This window comes from Halobellus limi, from assembly GCF_004799685.1.
GTDB lineage: Archaea > Halobacteriota > Halobacteria > Halobacteriales > Haloferacaceae > Haloquadratum > Haloquadratum limi.
Map to the genome: position 1 here is coordinate 2,647,545 of NZ_CP031311.1, position 13,135 is coordinate 2,660,679.

The following is a 13,135-nucleotide window of genomic DNA, read 5'->3' on the forward strand; positions in this document are numbered from 1 at the left end:
ATTACAGATCGAGGAGTTGGATGTCGTGGTAGTCTAGTACGAACTTCAGTCCGAGGAGTAGTCCGATGAAGGCACCTAGGAAGTGGGTGACGTCGTCAGCACCGGACACCATTCCAAGGATTACAACTGTTTCTCGAGCTTTGACCAAGCCGAAGAAGACGGCAGCCGCGTGGAGAGTTCTCAGGTCGAGCACCCTGTCGTATCCCACCTCCAGCAATCGGCTGATGGAGTGGACGAGCAGCCAGGATGTGAGGCCGAATGTGGCTCCGCTTGCTCCGACTGATCCTACAGATCCTATTGCCAGTGGTGCCCAGGCAGCGAGGTATCCGACTCCAAGGTAGAAGGTGTAGAGGAAGCTGCGGTCGTACTGGTATTCTAGATAGGTCCCAGCGACGAGGAGGACGCCGAGATTATCGGTCAGGTGTCTTGGTCCTTGGTGGATGAACGGCCCAATTGTTGCGGCGAGGAAGATCTTCGCTTCTCTGGAAAGCGATGTAAGCAGTGCCCGTGATGTGGAGTAGTCCAGGGCGTTGGCGGCGATCATTTCTGCTTGGAAGATTGCAACCAAGAGAGCAGTAAGAGTGATCGTTCCGATAACCTGATTTCGGAGCTGGGTGGCCGAGCTTAGAACTTGGAAGAAGAATCTTGTGAGCTGAGATCTGGTTTTTTGATGGTCGGCGGGCATTCTTGTCCTTGTATTGTGGCTTCTGCCGGACCTATTTAAACAGATTTCATCCACCATTTGATATGTGGTGAAACAGTTTGACCTGTAAAGTCGATACTAAGGACGGTTTATTGATCCTGTAGATTGGTCTGATACTTCAACTAATTTCATCTGGACGCTATTGTATCAGAAGTCATCCAATGCCCGTTGGTATATTTTATATCGGTCTGCTACGTGAGCAGCACCTTCTGAAACACCTTCTTCACAGGACTCCTGATAGTACCTAAGCTCTCGCCCAAACTTATCAATACCAAACGCGCAAATGAGTGCGACTTCTGCAGTAGAGATTGCAGAGTAGGCTAACAGTCGGACTGCCCTGTCGATGAACTTGATGTAGCCCGGCCCGTACAGCCGGCTGAATATTCCGCCATGTTCGTAGTTGGCCCATTCTCGGAGTAGCTTGAATACGTGGTAGAAAGTAGAGGTGTCACGCCCATTATCCCATGTGCTGATATTTTTTGCTTTGCTATATACCGCATTCATCTGACGCTCATAGTGATTTGAATATTTTTCCTCACGCTGATTACGGATTTCAGGAATCCATTCTTCGTCTTCAACGCCAATAAAGTACGGAAATGGTTTCCTGAAGTCGAAGAATTGCCCAGAAGAGGGAGCAAAATTAAACGGATACCCATAAAGACCACGGGTTCGTGAGGACATAAACTGATTAGAGTGTTTTCTTAACGTAGCTTGATGCGAATTGGATAACTCAGAATCATCTTTAGTACGGATGATTGCTGAGGCAGACTTGTATAGTGCGTAATAGCACATCGTGATTCGCCATTCAGCAGTTTTCATCCTCTCTTCGGGTCCAGCATCAACCGGGTCACTCAAACAATATTCATCCCTCCAAGCATTAGTCAAATTCCGGAAAGCTTTCTCGGCATAGATTCTATCTGAACCAGAGCGATTGCGAAAAAACCCCAGAAGTTGACCTCGATTTTCCACAGCGAATTCAAGAGTTGCATAAATAATGTGCTCCTTCAGCCGTTCAACGTCACTATCGTTACTTGCCTCAGCTAAATTCAAACCCCAGACGCTCTGCTCATCTGAATTGATTTCAGAGGTCGGTGCAACAGAGTTGTCCAGGCCCATATTCTGGTCTCGACCATACTCATAGGCCCAATAATATCCGTTTGCTATTGTTTTAAAAAATTGACCTACGGGTATCGCCTGCTCCGTAAATCTCCGAGCAGTATGCGACATTTCTCTATACTGTATCCGTACATAACTAATTACTTCCCTTTGTATCTGGAGCTATACTGAATACCAATCTAGGCCGAAATACTCAGTTCTCGTGCCTCCTCGGGATTCGTCTTTATTCGTTTAATACGCTCTGCAGATTCGAGATTTTTTGTTAATGTGAGTAGTTCTCGTCCCCGCAATTCAAGCCACGTCGTGCCAAAATTACTCCGCTCCGCCTCAGTTGCAGGAATCCAATAACAGTCTCCGATGAATTCCTTGCTTCCCTTGGACGCGAACGCGAATGCTGTCGTCTCTTTCGGTATCGAGGTCAACGCGTCCTGAGCAGCAATCAGATACTTGCTCCCTAATACGACGAAGACCAAGTGGTAGCCCTTGGCAAGGATTTGCCGGAGGTCCTGAGGGATATTCTTCTCCCGGCCAACAGCCGCTACTAACTCGTTGTTGGTCATCGCATCTACGTCGAGGTTCATCCGTTCTGCCCGTTGACGAACCTGCTCAATCTCGTTGAATGTACATTCATAGGGCGGAATCTCTGTTCCAGCAGAGAGGACACCAAACCCGGCAGAGATGATACGCCAATCCACATTGGCGAACTTCGAAAGCTGTTGTACAGCTGATTCGATATGTTCGTGTTCGCGTCCCGTGTACATCTCAGCCGCCGAAGCGACAGCACCGGGATACTCTTTCAGTAACTCTGTCCGCTCCCGCGAATCTATCTCTTCGGGGCCGATAACGGCATCAAATCGCTTCGTTCCGGAGCAAGGCGAAATAACGAGAACATCAGTTCCCATTGGTGTATTCTTGTTTCGAATGACTACTCAGAGAACGAAACTCTTTGTGGACGTACCGGAGTAGCATATGTTAAGAGACAACGATGGCACGACGTGAGGATATTGACCGGCTCTATGCACTCCTTGACGAATTAGAGCAGACAGTCGGCGGAAAACAGAAGCTCAAGGACTGCACCGGCTATATGGATTGGCCCGACCGAGGCGTCTACTTCTTCTTTGCATCTGACGAACGCGCCGACGCCGGCGACCAACTTCGAATTACTCGTATCGGGACTCACGCTGTCTCCGAGGGAAGCAGAACTTCACTCTGGGACCGACTCAGAACGCATCGCGGAGCAAATCGGGGAACCTACGAAGGTGGCGGGAACCATCGAGGCTCCGTCTTCCGGAAACGAGTCGGTGAGGCCTTCCTGGCGCGTGATTCCCTGGATGATGAGTATCCCCACTGGGGGGAAGGGTCGAGCGCGAAACGGGACCGACGACGCAGGGAATTGGAGTTGGAGCGCCGAGTGAGCGACTACATCCGGGACCTGCCGTTCCTCTGGCTGAACGTCGACGACGAACCGAGCGCCGAGAGCCGGCGAGCGTATATCGAGCAGAACACGATCGCGCTCCTGAGTAACTACCAGCGAGAGGCCGTCGATGCTCGTTCAGATGGTTGGCTCGGTAACCACAGTCGAAGCGAGAAGATCCGCAAATCGGGACTGTGGAACGTCAACCACGTCGACGAAGAGTACGACGCTGCGTTCCTCGACGACTTCGCAGATGCAGTCGAGGAGACGACTCCTCCGTGACTCACGCAACTCGGTAATTGGTCGACCTCGGCACTCATAGGCAATTCCTCGCTCTAGAAACCAAGTGTTCGCCGTCCAGGCAGCTAACCTGAACACTACCTAGCCGATACCTTGATACGCCAGCGCGCGGTCGGATAACGCAGAACCCCAGACGGAGGCGAGGGCCAGTCGACAACCGATTGGGTTCGGGAAAATCGAACCGCGTCGCTACGCGGACAAAAATTGGGAAAATTGGGCTACATCGCTTCTACGCGATGAAATCGGTGCCTTAGGAACCGTGCGTGATTCGTATGGGCTCGGGCGGATTCGAACCACCGATCTCTTCCTTGTAAGGGAAGCGTCATAACCACTAGACCACGAGCCCGCACGTCGTAGAAATCCGCACGCGGGTAAAACGGTTTCCAATCCCGAACGGCGGAATCCTTACCTCCGCGCGTCCGAACTGCGGGGTATGGTCGATCGGTCGCGACTCGGGGCCGCCGTCCTCGCCGTCGCCCTCCTCCTGGCGGTCGGCATCGTCGCGGTCGCGATAAATCCGGGGCTCCTCCCGACCGGCGAGTACGAGCGAACGACGGTGGACGTCGTCGATGCCGAGGACGGCGAACCGTTGGCGACGGTGACCGTCCGCGTCGCCGACACGCGGTCGAAGCGCTACACCGGGCTCAGCGACACCGACTCCCTCGGCCCGGACGAGGGAATGCTGTTCGTCCACGACGAGGAGGACGAGTACGCCTACGTGATGCGCGAGATGGCGTTCCCGATCGACATCGTCTTCGTCGACGCCGAGGGGAGGATCACGACGATTCACCGCGCGGAACTCCCGTCGGAGGGGACGTCCGGCGACGACCTCGAACGCTACCGCGGCCGCGGGAGGTACGTCCTCGAAGTGCCGTACAACTACACCGACGACCACGGCATCGAGGTCGGCGATCGGGTCCGAATCGACGGCGAATGGGGGCCGCCGTCGAACGGGTCGTGAGACCGTCCCGAAACCGAAAGCCCGAGGGTCCACGCGCGCGTCTCGCGACGTATGAGCGACCAGACCGCCGCGGTCGACGCCCTCGATGTCCTCGACGGCTGGCACGCCGAGGAGTACGCCGCCCGGGCGCACTACCGCGGCGCGGGCGATCGCTACAGCATCGAGTTCTACGGGCCCTCCGAGTGCGTCCTCTACTGGAAGGTGAAGGGCGACGGCGAGACCGCCGTCCCCGTCGGCCGCGACACCGTCCCGGACCCGCTCCGGAGGCGCATCCGCGAGGACCTCGACGACGCCGGCATCGATCCCGCGATAGAGGAGCGATCGGTGTAGCCGTGGGCAGGTGATCGTGTCGCTCGAACAGACGGATCGGCCCGCTCGCACGGCCTGCTTCGATGGAACCCTTTAGTACCGACGAGGCCTGAGACACGGTGATGGACAGTCCCCTCCGGGAGGACGACCCCTTCGAGCGCCAGCGCGAGCGCGCGGAGAACCCGATGCGGCGGCTCTTCGACGAGTACGGCCGGGAGAACGCGTTCGCCTTCGTCGTCGGGCTGACGTCCAGCGTCGTCGCTCGCCTGCTCGACCTCCTCCCGCCGGTCCTCCTGACGGTCGCAGTCGACTCGATCTTCTTCGACGAGCGGCCGTTCTCGCTGTGGATCGTCCCCGACGCGTGGCTGCCGGCGACGGGGGCCGAACAGCTCTTCCTCTCGGTGGGACTGATCGTGCTCGCCTTCTTCGGCGGGGCGGCGTTCCACTGGACGCGGAACTGGGGGTGGAACTCCTTCGCCCAGCACATCCAGCACGCGGTCCGGACCGACACCTACGACAAGATGCAGCGGCTGAATATGGACTTCTTCGCCGACAAGCAGACCGGCGAGATGATGTCGATCCTCTCGAACGACGTGAACAGATTAGAGCGCTTTCTCAACGACGGGATGAACTCGGCGTTCCGCCTCGGCGTGATGGTGCTCGGCATCGCCGCGATCCTCCTCTACTGGAACTGGCAACTGGCGGTCGTCACGCTGACGGTCGTCCCGCTGATCGGCTACTTCACCTACCGGTTCGTCAGAACGATCCAGCCGAAGTACGCCGACGTGCGCTCCTCCGTGGGACAGCTGAACTCCCGGCTGGAGAACAACCTCGGCGGCATCCAGGTGATCAAGTCCTCGAACACCGAGGACTTCGAGTCCGACCGCGTCGACGACGTCTCCCAGGAGTACTTCGACGCCAACTGGGACGCGATCGGCACGCGGATCAAGTTCTTCCCGGGCCTGCGACTCCTCTCGGGGATCGGGTTCATCCTCACCTTCTTCCTCGGCGGAATCTGGGTCCTGACCTACCAGCAGACCGGCAGCGCGCCGCTGTTTTTCACCGGGCGGCTGACCCCCGGGGAGTTCGTCGGCTTCATCCTCCTCACCCAGCGGTTCATCTGGCCGATGGCGCAGTTCGGACAGATCATCAATATGTACCAGCGCGCGTACGCCTCCGCCGCCCGCATCTTCGGGCTGATGGACGAACCCGCCCAGATCGCCGAGGACCCCGACGCCGAGGACCTCGTCGTCGAGGAGGGACGCGTCGTCTACGACGACGTGCACTTCGGCTACGACGAGGACGAGACGATAATCGAGGACGTCTCGTTCACCGTCGAGGGCGGCGAGACGCTCGCGCTCGTCGGTCCCACGGGCGCGGGGAAGTCGACGGTGCTCAAACTCCTCCTCCGGATGTACGACGTGGACGAGGGCTCGATCTCGATCGACGGCACCGACATCCGCGACGTGACGGTGCCGAGCCTCCGGCGGTCGATCGGGTACGTCAGCCAGGACACGTTTATGTTCTACGGCACGGTCGAGGAGAACATCCGCTACGGGACGTTCGGCGCGACTCACGAGGAGGTCGTCGAGGCCGCGAAGGCCGCCGAGGCCCACGAGTTCATCACGAACCTCCCCGACGGCTACGACACCGAGATCGGCGAGCGCGGCGTGAAGCTCTCGGGCGGCCAGCGCCAGCGGCTCTCGATCGCCCGCGCGGTCCTCCGCGACCCCGACATCCTCGTGCTCGACGAGGCGACCTCCGACGTCGACACCGAGACGGAGATGCTCATCCAGCGGTCGCTGGACCGCCTGACCGAGGACCGCACGACGTTCAGTATCGCACATCGCCTCTCGACGATCAAGGACGCCGACGGGATCGTCGTCCTGGAGGACGGCCGAATCGTCGAGCGGGGTACTCACGACGAACTGATCGCGAACGACGGCCTCTACGCACACCTGTGGGGCGTGCAGGCGGGGGAGATCGACGAACTCCCCGACGAGTTCGTCGAACGCGCCAGTCGGCGGGCCTCGCGGACGGAGGTCGAGTCCGACGCCGACGACTGAACGTCGAAATCAATGATCGAGTACCGACGCCGACCACTGAACGCCGACGTCGATGATTGAGTACCGACATCGACCACTAAACGCCGACGCCGACAGTTGAGTACCGACGCCGACGACCGAGTCGTCTTCCGTGTTCGCTCCCAGCCGGTGCGGCACCTCCGCTAGTCGAGTTCCGCCCGGAGCGCCTCGTTCATCGCGTCGACGGGGCCGTCCCGTCCGGTCCACAGCTCGAACGCCTGGACGCCCTGGAACAGCAGCATCCAGGCCCCGTCGATAGTGGTCGCACCCGCCGCCGCGGCCTCTCGCAGGAGCCGGGTCTCGATCGGCGTGTAGACGGCGTCGAGGACCGCGAGGTCGCCGTGGAGATGGTCGGCCGGGACCGGCGTCTCGTCGACGTCGGGTTCCATCCCGACGCTCGTCGCGTTGACCAGGAGGTCGGCGTCGGCGACCCGATCGAGCGTGTCGAGGCCGCCGGCGGTCGCGCCGGGGACGTCGGCGGCGAGCGACTCCGCCCGTTCGACCGTGCGGTTCGCGACGTGGACCGACGCGCCGGCGTCGGCGAGGGCGAACGCGGCCGCCCGTCCCGCGCCGCCGGCACCGACGAGGACGGCGTCGCGGCCGTCGATGGAGACGTCGTGGTGGGCGAACGACCGCTCGACGCCGGCGACGTCGGTGTTGTGCCCCGTCGGTGTCTCGCCGGAGAAGTCGATCGTGTTCACCGCGCCGACGCGCCGGGCGACGTCGTCGAGGTCGACCGCGTCGAGGACGTCCCGCTTGAACGGGATCGTGACGTTCAGTCCCGCGATGCCGAGCGTGTCCGCGGCGGCCACCGCGTCGGCGGCGGCGTCGCGGTCGGGCTCGAAGGTGACGTAGCGCGCGTCGACGTCGAGCGCCTCGTAGGCGGCCTCGTGCATCGGCGGCGACAGCGAGTGTTCGACCGGGTTGCCGAGGAGTCCGTAGACCTGCATACGAACGCGTCGCCCCGCGAGCGAATTAAATGGTGGTTCGGCGGCCAGTCTCGCCCGCCGGTCGGGGAAGCGGTCCGGGACCGCTCTCTCGCCGCCCGCTCGCACCGAACCGCAAGAGATAGGCCGGTCAGTGAGCCACATCGGACAATGACTTCTCGCTTGCGCCACCCGCTCACCGCCGCGGGCGGAGCGCTCCTCCTGACGCTCCCGTGGGTCGTCTCGTGGGCGACGGGGGCGTCCGACGGGTTCGCGCCGCTGACTATCGTGAGCGTCGCCGGGCTCGCCGTCCTCGGCGCGTCGTTCCTCCTGGCGTGGGGCGCGGAGACGGCCGAGAAGGACGTCCCGCGGGCGTTCGCCATCGCCGTCCTCGCCGTGCTCGCGGTCGCGCCGGAGTACGCCGTCGACGCGCTCTACGCGTGGCAGGCGGCGACCGATCCGTCGAAGGCGAACCTCGCGGTCGCGAACATGACCGGCGCGAACCGCATCCTCATCGGCCTGGGCTGGTCGGGGATCGCGCTGTTCTCGATCTACAAGGCCACGTCCGGGTCGCGGGCGGACACGAGCGTCGTGAACCGCGAGGGGCGGTTCCGCGACGCGGTGAGACTCGACCCGAGCATCTCGACGGAGATCCTCTTTCTCTTCCTCGCGACGGTCTTCGCCTTCTTCGTCCCGCTCAACGGCGGCATCGACATCATCGACACGGTCGTTCTCGTGGGGTTGTACGTCACCTACATCGCGATCATCATCCGCGGCGACGTCGAGGACCACGACGAGCAGATCGGCGTCCCCGCGTACTTCCAGGCGAAGCCGCGGGGCGTCCGGGTCCCGATTGTCCTCGCGCTGTTCGTCTACTCGGGCTTCCTGATCTTCACCGCGGTCGAGCCGTTCGCCCACGGCCTGGAGTCGCTGGGACTGCGGTTCGGCATCCCCGAGTTCTTCATGATCCAGTGGATCGCGCCGCTGGCCTCCGAGAGCCCGGAGCTGATCGTGACCGCCTACCTGGTGAACAAGGCGCGCTCGACCGCCGCGTTCAACGCGCTCATCTCCTCGAAGCTGAACCAGTGGACGCTCCTGATCGGGACGCTCTCGGTGGTCTACAGCCTCTCGCTCGGCGCGTACGGCGTCCTCCCGTTCGACTTCAAGCAGGCCGCCGAGATCTGGCTCACCGCGGCGCAGAGCTTCTTCGCGCTCGCCATCCTCGTGAACTTCCGGATCAGCGTCCGCGAGGCGGTGACGCTTCTCGTCCTCTTCGTCTCGCAGGTCGCCATCGAGTTCGTCCTCATCCAGACGTTCCCGGCGGCGCTCGCCGAGCAGTACTCGATCTACCTCTTGCTCGCCTACTCCGCGGTCTACATCGCCCTCGGGGCGGGCCTCCTCGTCAGCCGTCGCGGCGACCTCCGCCTGCTCGCGAAGCACACCGTCGCCAACGTCCGCGGGACCCCGCTGCCGGAGCCCGAGCGGGCCGATTGATGCGGGGCCGTCCGCTCGGATTCGCCACTGCGGGGGTCGCTGCCGAGTCCGACGCGGCGCTCGGGTAGCGTCGCCGACGAACGGCGGTCGAGCGGCGCCGCCGACGGACGTCCGTGCTCCGAGACTCTTTATACCGAGAAGGGCCCACTCCCGGTCGTGATCGGACTGGTCGTCAGCCGCGCGGACTCGGCATCGGTCAACATCGGGGAGGCGCTGCGGTCGCTCGCGGAGTGGGAGCGCCGCGAGGACCCAACGCGGAGCGACGCCGACGGCGGCGGGACGTACTACCGCCACGGCGACTTCGAGCTCCGCGAGTTCGACGAGTGGCACCTCGAACTCGGCGGCGTCGCCGACGCGTTCTCGGAACGCCCCGAGTTCGTCGCCTTCCTCTCCCGGCACGCGGGCGAGACGGGGCCGCTCCTGACGGCGCACTTCACCGGCAACTTCGGCCCGGCGGAGTACGGGGGCGAGCCGGGCGAACTCTCGCGCGCCTGCCCGAACGTCCAGCGCGCGGTCGTCGAGGCGTTCGACCGCCACGCGCCCGACGGCTACGAGGTCGGCATCGAGTGCACGCACCACGGCCCGAGCGACGTGGGCGCGCCCTCGCTGTTCGTCGAACTCGGGAGCAGCGAGTCCGAGTGGGAGGACCTCGACGGCGCGCGGGCGGTGGCCCGCGCCGTGCTGGAACTCTCGGGCGTCGCCGCCGACGCGTCCGAGTCGGTCTCCGGCGTCGCCGACGGCGCACCCGCCGCCGGGTCGACCGGACGACGTCGACAGATCGTCGGGTTCGGCGGCGGCCACTACGCGCCGCAGTTCGAGCGGATCGTCCGCGAGACGGACTGGGCCGTCGGCCACGTCGGGGCCGACTGGGTCCTGAACTCGATGGGGGACCCGTCGGCGAACGCCGACGTCGTCGCCCGCGCGTTCGAGCGGTCGGCGGCCGAGCGGGCGCTCGTCGTCGGCGACCGTCCGGATCTGGAAGCCGTCGTCGAGGACCTCGGCCACCGCGTCGTGGGGGAGCGGTACCTCCGCGAGACCACCGGCGTCCCCCTCGACCTCGCCGCGTCGCTCGAACGCGACCTCGCGTCGATCGACGACGGGCTACGGTTCGGAGCGGACGCGGAGGCAGTCGGAGCGGCCGACACCGAAGGCGGTCTCGGGGCGTCCTACGAGGTCGTCTCCCTCCCCGATGACCTCCTCGCGGAGGCGTCGGGGATCAACCGCGACGCGGCGTTCGAGGCCGTCGAGTCGCACGCAATCGCGTTCGAGACGGTCGAGGGGGGCACAAAGCCGCGCGGGCGGGCCGCCGTCGTCGACGGCGACGCCCGCGACGCGCTCGTCGACGCCGTCGCCGCGGTCCTCGAAGCGAAGTACGACGACGTCGAGCGCGGCGACGGCGAGGTGGTCGCGACGCGGGAGGCGTTCGATCCGGCAGCGGCGGCCGCCGCGGGCGTCCCCGAGGGGCCGGCGTTCGGTCGGTTGTCGTCGGGCGAGCCGGTCGAGGTCGACGGCGACGAGGTGACGCCCGAGGAGGTCACCGCCGAGGAGACGGCTCGGTTTCCGGTGTGAACGCGGTCGCGGCCCCGAATATCGTGAATCCCGCCCGCAAACCGCACGCAGCGTCAGACGCCCGTCAGACGAAAGGGGGAACAATAATGAGGCTGTATTCGGTACGAACGGTCATACTATGGACTCCATCGTCGACGATGCGATTGACGAGGCCGAGGAGACGGGGGATGGGAACACCGTCGACGGAACCGAGGGCGGGGAGATGCCCCGCACCGGGACGATGACCGACGAGGAACTGGAGGAGGTCCTCGTCGACCTACAGACCGACATCACCGTCGTCGGCTGCGGCGGCGCCGGCGGCAACACCGTCAACCGGATGCACGAGGAGGGAATCGAGGGCGCGACGCTCGTCGCCGCCAACACCGACGTTCAACACCTCGTCGAGATCGAGGCCGACACGAAGATCCTGATGGGCGAGCAAAAGACGCAGGGCCGCGGTGCGGGGTCGCTCCCGCAGGTGGGCGAGGAAGCGGCGCTGGAGTCCCAAGAGGAGATCTACGACTCGATCGACGGCTCGGATATGGTGTTCGTCACGGCCGGTCTCGGCGGCGGAACCGGGACCGGTTCGGCACCGGTCGTCGCGAAGGCCGCCCGGGAAGCGGGCGCGCTCACGATCGCGATCGTCACGACGCCGTTCACCGCGGAGGGCGAGGTCCGCCGAACCAACGCCGAAGCGGGCCTCGAACGCCTCCGCGACGTCGCCGACACCGTCATCGTCGTCCCGAACGACCGGCTGCTCGACGCGGTCGGCAAACTGCCGGTCCGGCAGGCGTTCAAGGTGAGCGACGAGGTGCTGATGCGCTCTGTGAAGGGGATCACCGAACTCATCACCAAGCCCGGCCTCGTGAATCTGGACTTCGCCGACGTGAAGACCGTGATGGAGCGCGGCGGCGTCGCGATGATCGGGCTCGGCGAATCGGACTCCGAATCGAAGGCGCAGGATTCGGTCAAGAGCGCCCTCCGTTCTCCCCTCTTGGACGTCGACATCTCCGGAGCCAACTCCGCGCTGGTGAACGTCACCGGCGGGTCGGACATGAGCATCGAGGAGGCCGAGGGCGTCGTCGAGGAGATCTACGACCGGATCGACCCCGACGCCCGCATCATCTGGGGCACCTCCGTCGACGAGGAGATCGACGGCACGATGCGGACGATGATCGTCGTCACGGGCGTCGAGTCGCCGCAGATCTACGGCCGCTCGGACGACGACGAGGCTCAGCCGCAGCCCCAACCGGAACCGCAGGCGCCGCCGCAGGGGCAGGGCACCGAGATCGACTACGTCGAATAGCTCACCGCCGGTCCTCTCCGAACATCCATCGACTCTCAGGAGCCGGAACCGCCGTTCGCGTCGCCGCCGCGGCCGGTCGCGCCGGCCGCGCTCGTCGGAATCGCTGTCTCGTCGCCGACGGGCCCGGTATCAATAGATAGAAAAAGCCCGGCGAACTATCCACACGCAAGATGGACGTCAAGTACGACCTGACCAGCTACGTGCGGGTGCTGAAGCTGGCCAGCACCCCCTCGTGGGAGGAGTTCTCACAGATCGGTCTCATAGCCGGTGCCGGCATCGTTCTCGTCGGCTTCCTCGGCTTTCTCATCTACGCGGTGATGAGCTTCCTCCCGGGAGGTGTCTGACGTGCCGATATTCTCGGTGAAGACGACGGCCAGCCAGGAGCGAACCGTCGCCGACATGATCGCGAACCGCGAGGAGCCGGAGATCCACGCGGTGTTGGCTCCGGACTCGCTGACGAGCTACGTGATGGTGGAATCGGACAACGACGCCGTGATAACGCGAGTCCTCGAGGAGATCCCGCACGCGCGCGGCCTCGTCAAGAGCGGCGGCGAGGCCGGCCGATCGTCGATGGCGGAGGTCGAGCACTTCCTCTCGCCGACGCCCGACGTCGAAGGCATCGCCGAGGGCGACATCGTCGAACTGATCGCCGGGCCGTTCAAGGGCGAGAAGGCCCGCGTCCAGCGGATCGACGAGACGAAAGACCAGGTCACCGTCGAACTGTACGAGGCGACCGTCCCGATTCCGGTCACCGTCCGCGGCGACCAGATCCGCGTCCTCGACAGCGACGAGCGTTGACAGGCGAGCGAAGCGCCTAGACACAGAGCGGCGCCGTTTTTTCGCATGAATCGTGGCGTGGCCCGCGTTGCCGTCCGCGAGCGCGCTCGCTGTTCGTCGAGTGCGAGCGCCGACGGGTCGTGGCAGACTCGACGGCACGAGCGGAGGGGCGGCGGACGGCGGCATCGAAACTGACA

General features: G+C 63.5%; 13 protein-coding genes and 1 tRNA gene. 9 read left to right on the forward strand and 5 right to left on the reverse strand.

The features are described 5' to 3' along the window. Nucleotide 1: 1 nt before the first annotated feature. The 3 genes from DV707_RS13155 to DV707_RS13165 all read right to left on the reverse strand — a co-directional run bounded on the left by DV707_RS13155 (nt 2) and on the right by DV707_RS13165 (nt 2,721). Complete coding sequence (locus DV707_RS13155) at nt 2-685, reverse strand: rhomboid family intramembrane serine protease (RefSeq protein WP_160113964.1); 684 nt, start codon at nt 683-685, stop codon at nt 2-4. Between the two features lie 165 nt (nt 686-850). Then, nucleotides 851-1,819, reverse strand: coding sequence for a hypothetical protein (locus DV707_RS13160; RefSeq protein WP_136361882.1), 969 nt, complete (start codon nt 1,817-1,819; stop codon nt 851-853). Nucleotides 1,820-1,998: 179 nt separating this feature from the next. Further along, nucleotides 1,999-2,721, reverse strand: coding sequence for a hypothetical protein (locus tag DV707_RS13165; RefSeq protein WP_235010839.1), 723 nt, complete (start codon nt 2,719-2,721; stop codon nt 1,999-2,001). Between the two features lie 83 nt (nt 2,722-2,804). Between DV707_RS13165 and DV707_RS13170 the strand changes: the two genes are divergently transcribed. After that, nucleotides 2,805-3,515 (forward strand): hypothetical protein, encoded by a 711-nt coding sequence (locus tag DV707_RS13170; RefSeq protein ID WP_103992764.1) that lies wholly within the window; start codon nt 2,805-2,807, stop codon nt 3,513-3,515. Between the two features lie 291 nt (nt 3,516-3,806). On the opposite strand, the gene DV707_RS13175 is transcribed toward DV707_RS13170, so the two are convergent. Then, nucleotides 3,807-3,879 (reverse strand) — tRNA-Val (locus DV707_RS13175). Between the two features lie 87 nt (nt 3,880-3,966). Here DV707_RS13175 and DV707_RS13180 point away from each other — a divergent pair. The 3 genes from DV707_RS13180 to DV707_RS13190 all read left to right on the forward strand — a co-directional run bounded on the left by DV707_RS13180 (nt 3,967) and on the right by DV707_RS13190 (nt 6,869). Beyond that, nucleotides 3,967-4,494, forward strand: coding sequence for a DUF192 domain-containing protein (locus tag DV707_RS13180; RefSeq protein ID WP_103992765.1), 528 nt, complete (start codon nt 3,967-3,969; stop codon nt 4,492-4,494). A 51-nt stretch (nt 4,495-4,545) separates the two neighbouring features. Beyond that, nucleotides 4,546-4,824 (forward strand): DUF7538 family protein, encoded by a 279-nt coding sequence (locus DV707_RS13185; RefSeq protein ID WP_103992766.1) that lies wholly within the window; start codon nt 4,546-4,548, stop codon nt 4,822-4,824. Nucleotides 4,825-4,925: 101 nt separating this feature from the next. Next, a complete protein-coding gene (locus DV707_RS13190; protein ID WP_103992767.1) occupies nt 4,926-6,869 on the forward strand; it encodes an ABC transporter ATP-binding protein in 1,944 nt (647 codons plus the stop codon). A 161-nt stretch (nt 6,870-7,030) separates the two neighbouring features. On the opposite strand, the gene DV707_RS13195 is transcribed toward DV707_RS13190, so the two are convergent. Next, nucleotides 7,031-7,837 (reverse strand): shikimate dehydrogenase, encoded by an 807-nt coding sequence (locus DV707_RS13195; protein ID WP_103992768.1) that lies wholly within the window; start codon nt 7,835-7,837, stop codon nt 7,031-7,033. A 147-nt stretch (nt 7,838-7,984) separates the two neighbouring features. On the opposite strand from DV707_RS13195, the gene DV707_RS13200 reads away from it, so the two are divergent. The 5 genes from DV707_RS13200 to DV707_RS13220 all read left to right on the forward strand — a co-directional run bounded on the left by DV707_RS13200 (nt 7,985) and on the right by DV707_RS13220 (nt 12,959). Next, on the forward strand, nt 7,985-9,307 hold the full coding sequence (locus DV707_RS13200; RefSeq protein WP_103992769.1) for a sodium:calcium antiporter: 1,323 nt from the start codon (nt 7,985-7,987) through the stop codon (nt 9,305-9,307). Nucleotides 9,308-9,463: 156 nt separating this feature from the next. Further along, nucleotides 9,464-10,876 (forward strand): D-aminoacyl-tRNA deacylase, encoded by a 1,413-nt coding sequence (locus tag DV707_RS13205; protein WP_103992770.1) that lies wholly within the window; start codon nt 9,464-9,466, stop codon nt 10,874-10,876. 118 nt (nt 10,877-10,994) lie between these two features. Then, the gene (gene ftsZ / locus DV707_RS13210) at nt 10,995-12,161 is read left to right on the forward strand and encodes a cell division protein FtsZ (protein ID WP_103992771.1); all 1,167 of its coding nucleotides are present in this window, start codon (nt 10,995-10,997) and stop codon (nt 12,159-12,161) included. Nucleotides 12,162-12,331: 170 nt separating this feature from the next. After that, entirely contained in the window at nt 12,332-12,505 is a 174-nt protein-coding gene (locus DV707_RS13215) for a protein translocase SEC61 complex subunit gamma (RefSeq protein ID WP_103992772.1), read from the forward strand. A gap of 1 nt (nt 12,506) precedes the next feature. Continuing rightward, the gene (locus DV707_RS13220; protein WP_103992773.1) at nt 12,507-12,959 is read left to right on the forward strand and encodes a transcription elongation factor Spt5; all 453 of its coding nucleotides are present in this window, start codon (nt 12,507-12,509) and stop codon (nt 12,957-12,959) included. Nucleotides 12,960-13,135: the final 176 nt, after the last annotated feature.

Bases quoted from the DNA above. Each gene is read 5' to 3' on its own strand.
- ftsZ (WP_103992771.1), top strand. From the start codon at position 10,995: ATGGACTCCATCGTCGACGATGCGATTGACGAGGCCGAGGAGACGGGG.
- DV707_RS13185 (WP_103992766.1), top strand. From the start codon at position 4,546: ATGAGCGACCAGACCGCCGCGGTCGACGCCCTCGATGTCCTCGACGGC.
- DV707_RS13195 (WP_103992768.1), bottom strand. From the start codon at position 7,837: ATGCAGGTCTACGGACTCCTCGGCAACCCGGTCGAACACTCGCTGTCG.
- DV707_RS13170 (WP_103992764.1), top strand. From the start codon at position 2,805: ATGGCACGACGTGAGGATATTGACCGGCTCTATGCACTCCTTGACGAA.
- DV707_RS13200 (WP_103992769.1), top strand. From the start codon at position 7,985: ATGACTTCTCGCTTGCGCCACCCGCTCACCGCCGCGGGCGGAGCGCTC.
- DV707_RS13155 (WP_160113964.1), bottom strand. From the start codon at position 685: ATGCCCGCCGACCATCAAAAAACCAGATCTCAGCTCACAAGATTCTTC.
- DV707_RS13215 (WP_103992772.1), top strand. From the start codon at position 12,332: ATGGACGTCAAGTACGACCTGACCAGCTACGTGCGGGTGCTGAAGCTG.
- DV707_RS13180 (WP_103992765.1), top strand. From the start codon at position 3,967: ATGGTCGATCGGTCGCGACTCGGGGCCGCCGTCCTCGCCGTCGCCCTC.
- DV707_RS13190 (WP_103992767.1), top strand. From the start codon at position 4,926: ATGGACAGTCCCCTCCGGGAGGACGACCCCTTCGAGCGCCAGCGCGAG.
- DV707_RS13165 (WP_235010839.1), bottom strand. From the start codon at position 2,721: ATGGGAACTGATGTTCTCGTTATTTCGCCTTGCTCCGGAACGAAGCGA.
- DV707_RS13160 (WP_136361882.1), bottom strand. From the start codon at position 1,819: ATGGGCCTGGACAACTCTGTTGCACCGACCTCTGAAATCAATTCAGAT.